Annotated in this window: 12 protein-coding genes; 2 read left to right on the plus strand and 10 right to left on the minus strand. The window is 69.2% G+C overall.

What is annotated here, in order from left to right:
- Positions 1-125: 125 nt before the first annotated feature.
- The gene (locus CKY28_RS09095; protein ID WP_095998022.1) at positions 126-1,466 is read right to left on the minus strand and encodes a PQQ-dependent sugar dehydrogenase; all 1,341 of its coding nucleotides are present in this window, start codon (positions 1,464-1,466) and stop codon (positions 126-128) included.
- 197 nt (positions 1,467-1,663) lie between these two features.
- The gene (katG, locus tag CKY28_RS09100; protein WP_095998023.1) at positions 1,664-3,907 is read right to left on the minus strand and encodes a catalase/peroxidase HPI; all 2,244 of its coding nucleotides are present in this window, start codon (positions 3,905-3,907) and stop codon (positions 1,664-1,666) included.
- Positions 3,908-4,621: 714 nt separating this feature from the next.
- On the opposite strand from katG, the gene CKY28_RS18230 reads away from it, so the two are divergent.
- Complete coding sequence (locus CKY28_RS18230) at positions 4,622-5,104, plus strand: hypothetical protein (protein ID WP_176473031.1); 483 nt, start codon at positions 4,622-4,624, stop codon at positions 5,102-5,104.
- An 88-nt stretch (positions 5,105-5,192) separates the two neighbouring features.
- On the opposite strand, the gene CKY28_RS09105 is transcribed toward CKY28_RS18230, so the two are convergent.
- The 6 genes from CKY28_RS09105 to miaB all read right to left on the minus strand — a co-directional run bounded on the left by CKY28_RS09105 (position 5,193) and on the right by miaB (position 10,408).
- Positions 5,193-5,630, minus strand: coding sequence for a hypothetical protein (locus CKY28_RS09105; protein WP_095998024.1), 438 nt, complete (start codon positions 5,628-5,630; stop codon positions 5,193-5,195).
- Between the two features lie 306 nt (positions 5,631-5,936).
- On the minus strand, positions 5,937-6,842 hold the full coding sequence (locus CKY28_RS09110; protein ID WP_095998025.1) for a hemolysin family protein: 906 nt from the start codon (positions 6,840-6,842) through the stop codon (positions 5,937-5,939).
- A 10-nt stretch (positions 6,843-6,852) separates the two neighbouring features.
- Positions 6,853-7,362: an rRNA maturation RNase YbeY gene (ybeY, locus tag CKY28_RS09115; protein WP_095998026.1), complete on the minus strand. Its 510-nt coding sequence runs from the start codon at positions 7,360-7,362 to the stop codon at positions 6,853-6,855.
- Entirely contained in the window at positions 7,359-8,360 is a 1,002-nt protein-coding gene (locus tag CKY28_RS09120) for a PhoH family protein (protein WP_095998027.1), read from the minus strand. Before CKY28_RS09120 ends, ybeY begins: the two co-directional genes overlap by 4 nt.
- Before the next feature lie 60 nt (positions 8,361-8,420).
- Complete coding sequence (locus tag CKY28_RS09125) at positions 8,421-9,107, minus strand: alpha/beta fold hydrolase (RefSeq protein ID WP_095998028.1); 687 nt, start codon at positions 9,105-9,107, stop codon at positions 8,421-8,423.
- A complete protein-coding gene (gene miaB, locus CKY28_RS09130; protein ID WP_095998029.1) occupies positions 9,104-10,408 on the minus strand; it encodes a tRNA (N6-isopentenyl adenosine(37)-C2)-methylthiotransferase MiaB in 1,305 nt (434 codons plus the stop codon). The genes CKY28_RS09125 and miaB overlap by 4 nt, the downstream gene beginning before the upstream one ends.
- A 181-nt stretch (positions 10,409-10,589) precedes the next feature.
- On the opposite strand from miaB, the gene CKY28_RS09135 reads away from it, so the two are divergent.
- Positions 10,590-11,534: a lysozyme inhibitor LprI family protein gene (locus CKY28_RS09135; protein ID WP_176473032.1), complete on the plus strand. Its 945-nt coding sequence runs from the start codon at positions 10,590-10,592 to the stop codon at positions 11,532-11,534.
- Positions 11,535-11,545: 11 nt separating this feature from the next.
- Here the strand turns inward: CKY28_RS09135 and CKY28_RS09140 are convergent, their stop codons facing one another.
- Positions 11,546-12,295, minus strand: coding sequence for a lysophospholipid acyltransferase family protein (locus CKY28_RS09140; protein WP_095998031.1), 750 nt, complete (start codon positions 12,293-12,295; stop codon positions 11,546-11,548).
- On the minus strand, positions 12,292-12,714 hold the full coding sequence (locus tag CKY28_RS09145; protein WP_095998032.1) for a Fur family transcriptional regulator: 423 nt from the start codon (positions 12,712-12,714) through the stop codon (positions 12,292-12,294). Before CKY28_RS09145 ends, CKY28_RS09140 begins: the two co-directional genes overlap by 4 nt.
- Between the last annotated feature and the right edge of the window lie 28 nt (positions 12,715-12,742).

A 12,742-nucleotide genomic window follows, 5' to 3' on the forward strand; every position in this document is an offset into this window, starting at 1 on the left:
GGGGCCGAGGCACCGTCCGACGACGCGGCTTTGCCGCGGCGGGCCAGTTCACTCCAACGTAGCGGACTGCCCCTCTCCCCTCGCTGCTGCGCAGCTTCGCCCCTCTCCCCAGAGGGGAGAGGGGGTTAGCGCGCCGCTTGCTGTTGGGGTGCGCTGACTCGCCAGATCACGTTGCCTACGTCGTCAGCCACCAGCAGCGCCCCCGTCCGGTCCGCCTCCACCCCTACAGGCCGCCCGCGCGCCTTGCCGTCCGCCGTCAGGAACCCCGTCAGCAGGTCCACGGGCTTCGCGCCGCGGACGGGGAAGCCGTTGGGGCCAAAGGGTACGTAGACGACCTTGTAGCCCGACGGCGGCTTCCTGTTCCACGAGCCGTGCTCGCCGACGATCGCGCCCTGGGCGAAGCGGGGGCCGAGCCGGAGGCCGTCGGTGAAGGTCAGGCCGAGCGCGGCGACGTGCGGGCCCAGCGCATAGTCGGGGCGCTTGCTGTACTGCTGGAGCGCGGGGTTGCGGGGCTCGACGCGGCGGTCGGGATAGCCGCCCCAATAATACCAGGGCCAGCCGAAATGGTCGCCCAGGCCGACCTGCGTCAGGTAATCGGGCACGAGGTCGGAGCCGAGCATGTCGCGCTCGTTGACGACGACCCAGGGCTCGTTGTTCTGCGGGTTCACCGCCATGCCGACGGGATTGCGCAGGCCCGCCGCGAAGACGCGCCAGCGTTTGTCCTCCGGCCAGACTTGGAGGATGTTGGCGCGGTAGCGTTCGCGCTCCAGCCCCTTCTCGGCGATGTTGGAGTCGGAGCCGACGGAGACGAGCAATGTCCGGCCGTCGGGCGCGACGATGACGTCGCGGGTCCAGTGGTTGCCGGCCGGGTTGAGCCTCACCACCAGCTCGGGACGGGCGGTGATGCGCGTCTGGCCGTCCTGGTAGGGCACGCGGACCAGCGCATCGGTGTTGGCGACGTAGAGCGATCCCAAGTGCAGCACCATGCCGAAGGGCGAGTTGAGCCCCGTCATGAAGGGCGTCTTGAGCTCGGCCACGCCGTCGCCGTCGGCGTCGCGGAGCAGGGTGATGCGGTTCGCCGACGGCGTGCCGGCTCCCGCACGGCCCATGAGGAAGCGCATCACGCGGTCGACGAGGCTGCGCTGCGGGCGCGGCGGCGAGTTGGTCTCGGCGACGAGCACGTCGCCGTTGGGCAGGCGGTAGAGCCAGCGCGGGTGGTCGAGCCCGGAGGCGAAGGCCTGGACCTGGAGGCCGGCGGGCGCGACGGGGCGGGCGGAGCCCCAGCCCACGGGCTCGGCGATCTCGACGGTGGGGATCGACTGGACGCGCGGCTCGCCGATCTGCGGGCGGACGCCGGCGACGGCCTCGACGGGAAGGCGCGCGGTGTCGGGCCAGGCGAGCCAGGCGAAGATGCCGCCTCCGGCGACGGCCAGGAGGGCGAGGACGATCAGGATGCGGCGGAGCATGGGAGAGAGGTAGGCGGGGAGGGGCGTGTAGGAAAGGCGTTAAATCCTCCCCTGAAAGGGGAGGTGGCGCAAAGCGCCGGAGGGGTGTTCCCGGTCGCGAGCGTAGCGTCACGCTCGCGACCGGGGACACCCCTCCACCACCGGCCCAAGTGGGCCGGCGGTCCCCCTCCCCTTTCAGGGGAGGATCAAGTAGGCGCTCAGCTGCGCTGAGCGGCTGCGCGCTTCAGGTCGAAACGGTCGGCGTTCATGACTTTCACCCACGCCGCCGCGAAGTCGCGCACGAACTTCTGGCCCGCGTCGGCCATCGCATAGACCTCCGCCAGCGCACGTAGCTGGGAGTTGGAGCCGAACACCAGGTCGGTGCGCGACGCCGTCCAGCGGGGCTCGTGGGTGATACGGTCGGTGCCGACGAACTCCTCGTCCGACTCCTCGCTGACCTGCTTCCAAGCGGTGCGCATCTCGAGCAGGTGGACGAAGAAGTCGTTGGTCAGCGTGCCGAGCCGGTCGGTGAACTGGCCGTGCTTCTCCGCCTTGGGGTGGTTGGCGCCCAGCACGCGCAGGCCGCCGACCAGCACCGTCATCTCGGGCGCGGTGAGGCCGAGCAGCTGCGCGCGGTCGACCATCAGCTCCTCGGTCGGCACGTTGTAGCGGACCTGGAGATAGTTGCGGAAGCCGTCGGCCTTGGGCTCGAGCACCGCGAAGTTCTCCGGGTCGGTCTGCTCCTCCAGCGCGTCGACGCGGCCCGGCGTGAACGGCACCTCGACCGCGTGGCCCGCGGCGGCCGCCGCGCGCTCCACGCCCACCGAGCCGCCCAGCACGATGAGGTCGGCGATCGAGACCTTCTTGCCCTGGTCGGCGACGCGGGCGTCGAACTCGGCCTTGATGCGCTCATAGACGGCGAGGACGCGGGACAGCTCCGCCGGCTCGTTCACCTCCCAGTCGCGCTGCGGCGCGAAGCGGATGCGCGCGCCATTGGCGCCGCCGCGGCAGTCCGACTGGCGGAAGGTCGAGGCCGACGCCCAGGCGGTCTTGACGAGGTCCTGCACCGACAGGCCGGAGTCGATAATGGCGAGGCGGAGGCCCGCCACGTCGTTGTCGTCGATCGGCTGGTAGTCGGCCTCAGGCAGCGGGTCCTGCCACAGGAAGTCCTCGGCCGGCACCTCCGGCCCGAGGTAGCGGCTCTTCGGCCCCATGTCGCGGTGGCAGAGCTTAAACCACGCCTCCGCCCAGGCCCGGCCGAAATAGTCGGGGTCGGCGCGGAACTTCTCCATGATCTGCCGGAAGCCGGGATCGACCTTGAGCGCCATGTCGGCGGTCGACATCATGGTCGGGACGCGCTTGTTCGGCGTGTGCGCGGCGGGCGCCTGCGTCTCCTCCGGGTTGCCGGCGGGCTGCCACTGCCAGGAGCCGGCGGGCGACTTCACCAGCTCATACTCGTGGTCGAGCAGCATGTCGAAGTACGTCATGTCCCATTGGGTCGGCGTGGGCGTCCAGGAGCCCTCCAGGCCCGAGGTGATGGTGTGGTCGCCCATGCCGCTCTCGTGGCTGGACGACCAGCCCAGGCCCTGCATGGCGATGTCCGCGCCTTCCGGCTCGGCGCCGACATGGTGCTTGGGGTCCGCGGCGCCGTGCGCCTTGCCGAAGGTGTGGCCGCCGGCGGTCAGCGCCGCGGTCTCCTCGTCGGTCATGCCCATGGCGTTGAACGTCGCGCGGAGGTCGCGCGCGGAGCCGACGGGGTCGGGCTTGCCGCCCGGACCCTCGGGATTGACGTAGATGAGGCCGTGCTGGATCGCGGCGAGCGGCGTCTCGAGCGTGAGCCCCGCCTCGTCGTCGATGCGCGTCTGGCCGAGCCACTCCTCCTCGGTGCCCCAATAAACGTGCTCGGGCTCGAACACGTCGGCGCGGCCGCCGCCGAAGCCGAGCACGGGCCCGCCCATCGACTCGATCGCGACGTTGCCCGCCAGGATGAAGAGGTCGGCCCAGCTGAGCGCGGCGCCGTATTTCTGCTTGACCGGCCAGAGCAGGCGGCGGGCCTTGTCGAGGTTGCCGTTGTCCGGCCAGGAGTTGAGCGGGGCGAAGCGCTGCTGGCCCGACGACGAGCCGCCGCGGCCGTCGCCGGTGCGGTAGGTGCCGGCCGCGTGCCACGCCATGCGGATGAAGAACGGGCCGTAATGACCGTAATCGGCGGGCCACCAGGGCTGGCTGTCGGTCATCAGCGCGGTGAGGTCGCGCTTGACCGCCTGGTAGTCGAGCTTGAGGAACGCCTCCGCGTAATCGAAGTCGTCGCCGTACGGGTTGGGCGTGCCCGGGTTGGAGCGCAGGATCTCCAGGCTGAGCTGCTCGGGCCACCAGTCGCGGCTGGTCTGGCCGAGCAGGCGGCGCATGGCGGCGGGCTGCTTCTGCGGATCGTTGATGGGGCTGGTCGAGGTGATGGCGTCCATGGTCGGGGCTCCATTATCGCGGGGGCGCGGATGGTTTCGCAATTATGCCCGGCGGTCAGATTTATCGAGCGATTTAATCCGATCCTGTTCAGCGAACCACTCGATTAACGAGGGCTGCGGCGGCCGATTTCGGTGGGACGCGATAGGGATCGACCGACAAGTTGACGCGGGTTGATGCGTGGACGGCGTTCGACCCGGCCAAGCAAACTGGAGAAGCCCGGAAATCCGCGCTGCGCGTACCGGCGAGCAGCCACGGTCTCGGCGTGAACGGCGCGTAGGTGGTGTATCGGTGGCGCGTCGGCGGCGCGCAGAGGTGGCCTCAGTAGCGCGCGCGAGCCGCGTCGATGTCGCCCGTTTGTAGCGTCGGTGTCGCGTCGCAGAGGCGGACGAGCGCCCGACGCTGCGCGCGGTCGCCGCCACCGTGCCGCAGCGCGCGAGCGCGGCCACGAAGGCGCGCTGCACCTTCGATGTCCATCCGTTCGCGCCGCGGTACGCGGTCCGGACGGGGGTGAAGAGGAGGAGGCCGTCGGGCGCGTCCTCCGGGTTTGGGGCCGAGTCGTTCTGGTACATAGCGGGAACGCTGACACGAGTGGGGGCTTGTAGGAAAGCCCCGAAGCGGTGCGCCCGCTTGTTTTGTTCGCGGAGGCGCAGAGGCGCGGAAAGAGTCAAGAAGCGGGTTTGCCCTCCACCGGACGGGCAGGGATCACCAATCGGTTGGGCCTGTCCCGCCTTGCAGTCTTCAACCAGCAAACAGTCGATCCTTGGTGCGCCCTCACCTGGCAAGAAGCGCAATCCCGGCTCAAAGCCGTGAAAATGAGAGAAGTAGGAAGTCTCTTTCCGACTTATTACGGACACAAGGTCGTGCGGTATGCTGCCGACGTGCGTGATGCTTGGCTCAGGTTACGTGGCGAGCTGACGATGATCTTGGTGATCGGCGGCATCTTCGCCGCGTTTATCGCCGCCAGCGTCTACTCGCAGATCGGACCCGCCAAGGATGAATATGGTGAGGTGGTCAGATTTGGAAGCTATGCGCACGACTTGGGGAACAGGCCGACGCTGATCGTGCGTACTGTTGATGGCCGGCAGCACGAGCTTAAAGCATCACCGGAATCGTTGCGTCACTGCGAAGTCGGTGGGAGCGTACGGCTCGTCCGAAAGGCACATAGCTTGCGGGTGGACCCGCGAGGCTGCCAGTAGCGCTGAACATCCCCGTTTCACCTATTGCGGACTTTCCGGCAGATCGCCCTTCAAATGTGCGTACCGCTCTGACAAGTTTGACGCCCGTTCAGTAAGCTTCTGCTTCGGCGGTCGTCACTCGCGACCAGAACAATGCGGTCATGATGGCCACCAGCGGCGACCAGAGCGCGAGCGCTATCACCCATCCGCCGTCGCGCAACGTCAATGCCGCTAACGGAGAATGGTTGGTGGGATCGGGATGCGGCACCGCTTCTTCCAGAAAGGTCAGCACAGCAACGGAGAGGACCACGGCAAGGAGAAGGGCCGATAGGTAGCAAGCCCAACTGCGCCACCCGAAGCGCTCCAAGACGATGGTGATAGGCGGGGCTGTGACCCACATGAACCCGTAGCTGAGTGCGAATGCGATCGCGATGCTGGCGAGCGCGTCGGAGAGGCCGAAACGTGGCTCCACCAGGAACACGCTTAGGAACAGGAACACGGGGGCCGGCGCGACGAGTAGTGCCGCAAGAACACGTTTCATCATCATATCTGAACCTCGGGATCGCTGACGCCTGGCGTACATCGTGGGCCGACCCCTAATGGCGCAGGTGCGTGCAGGTAGGATGCACCTTCTGTCCGCTTTCCACCCTTAGCGGACGTCAGTCGACCCATCGTCCTGCCTTGCCTGCTCTGCATCCGTCGCCGTGCGGGCGCTCCGCTGTGATCGCGTGGACGACGATGGACCCCGGAACAAGTCCGGGGTGACGGGTGGGGCACGTGGTGCCGCGGAGGCGCCGACTAGTCAGCTGGAAGAAGCTCGGCCCGCCTTCAGCCGAAGCTCTGCGTTCCGTGCTTAGGCTTCCTCCTCTTCCGGCACGGGCATCGGCGGGTGCAGCCTGAGGCGGTTGATCCGCCGCTCGTCGGCCTCCGTCACCTCAAGCTTCCACCCCGAGGGATGGTCGACGCATTCGCCCGCTTCCGGCACGCGGCCGGCGAGGACGGCGGCTAGGCCGCCCAGCGTGTCGACGTCTTCCTCGGCCTCGCCCAGACGCGGGTCGATGAGCTCGGCCGCGTCCTCCAGCTCGGCGCGGGCGTCGGCTTCCCAGGCGCCGCCGGGGAGCGGCACGATCAACGCCTGGGGCGCCTCGTCATGCTCGTCCTCGATCTCGCCGACGATCTCCTCGATCAGGTCCTCGATCGTGACCAGGCCCTCGGTGCCCGAATATTCGTCGAGCACGACCGCGAGGTGGACGCGCTTGCCCCGCATGTCGGCCAGCAGGTCGAGCGCGCCGCGCGACATGGGGACGAACAGGGGCTCGCGCATGAGGGTGGTGATGGCGGCGGGCGGGGCCGCGCCGGTCGCGAGGATCGCGAACACGTCCTTAACGTGGATCATGCCGACGATGTGGTCGAGCTTGCCGCGATAGACGGGGAGGCGCGAGTGGCCGGCCTCGGCGAAGATGCGAACCAGCTCGTCGAAGGGGGTCGCCTCCTCGACGGCGATGATGTCGGCGCGGGGCACGCCCACGTCGCCCGCGTCGCGCTCGCCGAAATGGAGGAGGTTGCGGACCATCTGCCGCTCGAGCGGGGACAGGTCGCCGGCGGCGTCGGGGGCGGGATCGTCCTCGTGCCGGTCGATCGCCTCCTCGAGCTGCTCGCGTAAGCTCTCTTCCTGGTCGCCGCCGAAAATGGCCTTTTTCAGGCCGGTCCAGATACTGTCGGAGTCGCGCTCGCCGGCGCTACTAGGGCCCTCGGGCATGGTGGTTCGTTCAGTCCTCGCGCACCAGATAGGGATCGGGCAGGCCCAGGGACGCCAGCGCGTCGCGCTCGATCGCCTCCATGGCTTGCCCCTCCTCCTCGGTCATGTGGTCATATCCTAGCAGATGCAGGACCCCGTGCACCAGCAGGTGCGTGGCGTGGTCGGCGACGCCGATGCCGCGCTCCGCCGCTTCGCCCGCACAGACGCCGTGGGCGAGGACGATGTCGCCCAAGAGGACCTCGCCGTCGTCCGAGTTCTGCGTGACCGTCTGGAGGAGGTCGGGCTGGATCATGGGAAAGGAGAGGACATTGGTCGGCTTGTCCTTGCCCCGGTACTGGCGGTTGAGCGCGTGCACCTCCGCGTCCGACGCGAGGCGGACGGAGATCTCGATCAGCGTAGGGGAGGCGAGGAGTTCGCCGTAGGGCGTGCGCTCGATCGCGGCGCGGGCGGCGCGTTCGGCGAGCGCGTCCCAGTCCCCGTCCGGCCAGGGGTCCTCGCGGGAGAGGGCGATCTCGATCACGCGTTCGGGCCCTCATAGGCTTCGACGATGCGGCCGACGATCGGGTGGCGCACCACGTCCGCGGCCGAGAAGCGGCTCATGGCGATGCCCTCCACGCCTTCCAGTCGGCGCACCGCGTCGGCGAGGCCGGAGGCGGCGACGCCGCCGGGTATGTCGACCTGGTTGGGGTCGCCGCAGATCACCATGCGGCTGTTCTGGCCGAAGCGGGTGAGGAACATCTTCATCTGAGCTGGCGTGGTGTTCTGCGCCTCGTCGAGAATAACGAAGGCGTCCGCCAAGGTCCGGCCACGCATGAAGGCGATGGGGGCGATCTCGATCTCGCCGGAGCTGATCCGGCGCTCGACCTGTTCGGCGGGAAGGCAGTCGTAAAGTGCATCGTACAAGGGCCGGAGATAGGGGTCGACCTTCTCCTTCATGTCGCCCGGCAGGAAGCCCAGCCGCTCGCCCGCCTCGACCGCGGGGCGCGAGAGGATGAGGCGCTGAACGGAGCCGGTGATGAGCTGCGCGACGGCTTGGGCGACCGCGACGTAGGTCTTGCCGGTGCCGGCCGGGCCGAGCGCGAAGATCATGTCGTTGTTGGTCAGCGCGCGCATGTATGCGGCCTGCGCGGGGGTGCGGGGCACGATCGTCTTCTTGCGCGTGCGGATCATGATGCCGGGCACGCGGTCGGCGGCCTCGGCGCGGACGATGCCGTCGAGCACGGGCTCCGACGCCATCGCAATCGACGCGTCGACGAGCCCCGTGTCGACCTCCTCGCCGCGGCCGACGCGGGCATAGAGGTCCTGGAGCACGTCGCGCGCGAGCGCCACCTGCTCCGCCGACCCTTCGAGCTGTACCCGGTTGCCCCTGGCGGTGACGTAGACGCCTAAGCGGTTCTCCAGCGCGACGAGGTTCTGGTCGTATTGCCCGAACAAGGCGGCCAGGTGCTGGGGGCGCTCGAACACCAGCTCGACGCGGGAACGGTCGCCGGACTGGGCGGGGACGGGTTTGCGACTCATGCGGCTCCTTGGGTTGGATGGCCCAAGTGGGAACGTACGAGCCGCGCGAAAAGGCGCAAGCTAGCGGGCGAGCCAGTCGCGCATCGCGGCGGTGACGGCGTCCGGGCGCTCCAGCGTGGACAGGTGGCCGCTGCCGGGAACTTGCACCAGCGTCGCGTGCGGGATCGCGTCCGCCATCTCGCGCGCCACGGCGGGCGGGGTGAGCGCGTCCTCCTCGCCGACCAGCACGAGAGTGGGGACGGCGATCTGGAAGAGCATCGGCCGAGAGTCGGGCCTTGCGGCGATCGCGCGCTGCTGGCGGCGATAGGCGTCCGCGCCCACGCGCTCGCCCATCGCGACCACCGCGCGCCGGAGCTCGGACGACGCGCCGGCCGCGAGCAAGGTATCGAGCCCGGCCTGCATCACGCCGCCCATGCCGATCCGGTCCAGGGCGGCGACGGTGTCGGCGCGCTTCTCCGCCTGTTCGGGCGTGTCGGGGCGGGCGCTGGTGTCGAGCAGCGCGAGCTTCTGCACGCGCTCGGGCGCCTGGCGCATGATCTCGAAGGCGAGATAGCCGCCCATCGACAGGCCGGCGAGCGCGAAGCGATCCGGCGCGTCGGCGAGGACGCGCGCGGCCATGGCGGGGAGGCTGTCGTCCTGAAGCGTGTCCGCCACTCGCATGTCGGCGGGACCCGATAGGGCGGTGAGCTGCGGCGCCCACAATCCTTCGTCGCAGGCGAGGCCGGGCAGCAGGACGAGCGGGGTCATGCGGCGAGCCTCACGCGCTCGACGCCCGCAAGCGAGTTCGGGTCCGCGCGGACCAGCTCGACCTCGACCAGGTCGCCGACCTGCGCGTCGGTGTGAAGGTGCACCGACTGCAGCCAGGGCGACTTGCCGAGCATCTGGCCGGGGAGCTTGCCGCGGCGCTCGATCAGGACTTGGCAGGTGCGGCCGACGCTCTCGGCATTGAACGCGTGCTGGTCGCGGTTGAGCGCGCTCTGTAAACGCTGGAGGCGCTCGTCCATCACCTCGGGCGAGACCTGCGCGTCCATGTCGGCGGCGGGCGTGCCGGGGCGGGGGCTGTACTTGAACGAGAAGGCTTGGGCGTAGCGTACCTCGTCGACGAGGCTCAGCGTGTCGGCGAACTCGGCCTCCGTCTCGCCGGGGAAGCCGACGATGAAGTCGCCTGACAGCGCGATGTCGGGCCGCGCCGCGCGGACGCGATCGAGCAGGCGGAGATAGCTGTCGCGGCCGTGCGAGCGGTTCATCGCCTTGAGCACGCGGTCGTTGCCCGCCTGCACGGGCAGGTGAAGGAAGGGCATGAGCTTCTCGACGTCGCGGTGCGCGTCGATCAGGCCTTGGCTCATGTCGTTGGGGTGGCTCGTCGTGTAGCGGATGCGCGCCAGGCCGGGCAGCCGGTCGAGCGCGCGGATCAGGTCGTGGAGGCTACGGCCGTCGTCTTCCCAGGCGTTGACGTTCTGCCCGAGCAGCGTGATCTCCTTGGCGCCCGCGTCGACCAGCGCGCGCGCTTCGTCGAGGATCTGGTTCCAAGGCCGCGAGACCTCCGCGCCACGGGTGTAGGGGACGACGCAGTAGGTGCAGAACTTGTCGCAGCCTTCCTGCACCGTCAGGAAGGCGCTCGGGCCGACGCGGCGGCGGTTCGGCAGCGCGCCGAACTTGCTGGCGATCGGCATATCGGTGTCGAGCGCGGGCGCGCCCTTGGCGGCTTGCGCGACCAGCTCGGGCAGGTTGTGGTAGGTCTGCGGGCCGACGACCACGTCCACCTTGGCGCGGCGCACGATCTCCTCGCCTTCCGCCTGCGCGACGCAGCCGGCCACCGCGATCATCGGCTTGCGGCCGCCTTTCCGGAGGCGGCCGATGTCCGAATAGACCTTCTCCGTCGCCCGCTCGCGGATGTGGCAGGTGTTGAGAATCACCAGATCGGCCGCGCCCGCGTCGTCGGTCGGCGCGAGGCCCCGGGCGGCCATCAGCTCGCCCATGCGCTCGCCGTCATAGACGTTCATCTGGCAGCCGAAGGACTTGACGTGAAAGGTTTTCGGGTCGGTCATCGCGGGCGCCCTGTACCTCTTTCGGCGACGCTCCGAAAGCGCCGGGAAATTACCTCCGATTCGGAGCGATCCGGTTGGCGGGCGGAAAGCGCGAGATAGGCTGTTCATCGACGCGGGTACCGTCCGGAGCCGCGCAAGGGGAGCACGCAAGCCGGTCGACGGGGGTGAAATGAGAAAAGTCATGATGGTAGCGTTCGCGGGCGCGCTGGGCGGATGCGGCGCGTTCGGCGCGCAACCGGTCGCCTGCACGGCGGAGAGCGCGGCGGAGCCGGTGGTCGGCATCGTCCGTGAGCAGTTGGAGAAGCGGCTCGCCGACGAGCTGAAGAACGGCGACGGCAAGCGGATGGTGTCGCTGGCGAACATCCGCGCCAGCGTCGGCGAGCTGCTGATCGAACTGACGGACGTGCGCACGTCCAAGAAGGACCCGAACAGCACCAAGCGGTTCTGCGCGGCGACGCTGGCGGTGAAGTTCCCGGCCGACATGCTCACCGACGCCGACCGCGCGCGCGACTCGGCGGGGATGGGCGACGTGTCCGACCTGGCGGACGAGAACGACGTCGGGCGGGAGGCGAACCGCTTCACCACGCCCATCGAGTTCGAGATTCAGCCCACCGACGACGGGTCGAAGGTGTTCGCCGAGACGGCGACCGATAACGCGATGTTCGCCTTCGCGAGCGAGGTGGTTGGCGCGGGGCTGATGCGCTCGCGTCTCGAGAACGCCAAGCGCGAGGAGCAGCAGGCGCAGGCGGCCGCCTCCGCCGAGCAGGATGCGGCGCTGGCCGAGCAGCGCCAGGCCAATCTCGCTTCGGTGCGCACCGACAACCAGCTGGCGGCGCAGACGATCGGGGCGATGTGGAAGGCGCTCGATTCCGGCACGCGCCAGCAGCTGCTACCCGTACAGCGCGCTTGGATCCGCAAGAAGGACGCGGATTGCCGCGTGGAGGCGGCGTCCGCCTCGACGGACCCGGCGGAGATGGAGTCGGCGCGCGTCGCCTGCGACACGCGGGCTACGCGCGAGCGGATCGACTGGCTATCGCAGTACCGCAGCGCCGAGCCGGTCTACGCGCCGACGCCGGCACCTGCGTCGACGAGCGACACGGACGCGTACGATCGGACGGACATCTAGCCGGTCGTCGCTTAGGCAGCTGCCAAGCGCGCGCCGTTCGCGCGGATCGCTTCGACGATTCGGCCGCGCGCTTCGGCGGATATGGCTTTACGGTCGCCGGCCGTGCCTGGGTCGAAAGGCTCGAGCAGGTGCACGGTGAGGGGAACTACGCCCGAGCGGCCCAGGATACGCAGGCCGTTGCTGATCCCGTGCTCGCCCGTGGCCTCGGTCCAGGCGATCTCCGGGGCGGCGGGGCCGTAGTCGACGAAAACCGGCTGCACGATTACGCCGGGCGGGGGTGGGTCGAGCGCCTGGAAGAGGGCGGGCTTGAAAGGCAAAAGCGTGACGCCGTCGCTCGTCGTGCCTTCGGGGAAGATGGCGACGGGGCCGGCCTCCAGCGCTCGGCGGGTGTCTGCGATCTGTTGCGGGATGGCGGCGCGGCTGGTGCGGTCGACGAAGACCGTGCGGTTGAGGCGGCAGAGCCAGCCGACGAGCGGGACGCTCGCGAGTTCGGCCTTGGCGAGGAAGGCCGCGCCCGTCGCGCCGCCGATCACCATAATATCGAGCCAGCTGCAATGATTGGCGACGATGAGGACGCGGCCGCGCGGGGGCGGGGCGGTCCAGCGCGCGCGGACGCCGACGATCCAAGCGACGCCGCCGAGAAAACGGGGCGGCCAGGGGGAGGGGAGGCGCAGCAGTCGCCACGTCCCATGCGCGGCGACGCAGAAGAGGAGCCAGCCGACGAGCCCGAGGAGGCGGGCGGCGATGCGGAGGGCTCTCACCCCTTGCGGTCTAGCGCGACGCCGTAGAGCTCCATACGGTGGTCGACGAGGCGAAAGCCGAGCTTCTCGGCGATCGCTTTCTGCAGCTGCTCGAGTTCGGGATCGACGAACTCGATCACGCGGCCCGTCTCCACGTCGATCAGGTGGTCGTGGTGCGCCACGTCCGCCGGCTCATAGCGCGATCGGCCGTCGCCGAAATCGTGGCGGTCGAGGATGCCTGCCTCCTCGAACAGGCGCACGGTGCGGTACACGGTGGCGATGGAGATGCCCGGGTCGATCGCGGACGCGCGGGCGTAGACCTTCTCCACGTCCGGGTGGTCCTCCGCTTCCGACAGGACGCGCGCGATGACGCGGCGCTGTTCGGTAATGCGCAAGCCTTTCTGGTTGCAGAGTGTTTCGAGGTCGATCTTGCGCGCCATGATGTAACGTCCGGAAAACTGGTCCCGG

It is taken from the genome of Sphingomonas lenta (assembly GCF_002288825.1).
GTDB classification, from domain to species: Bacteria; Pseudomonadota; Alphaproteobacteria; order Sphingomonadales; family Sphingomonadaceae; genus Sphingomonas; species Sphingomonas lenta.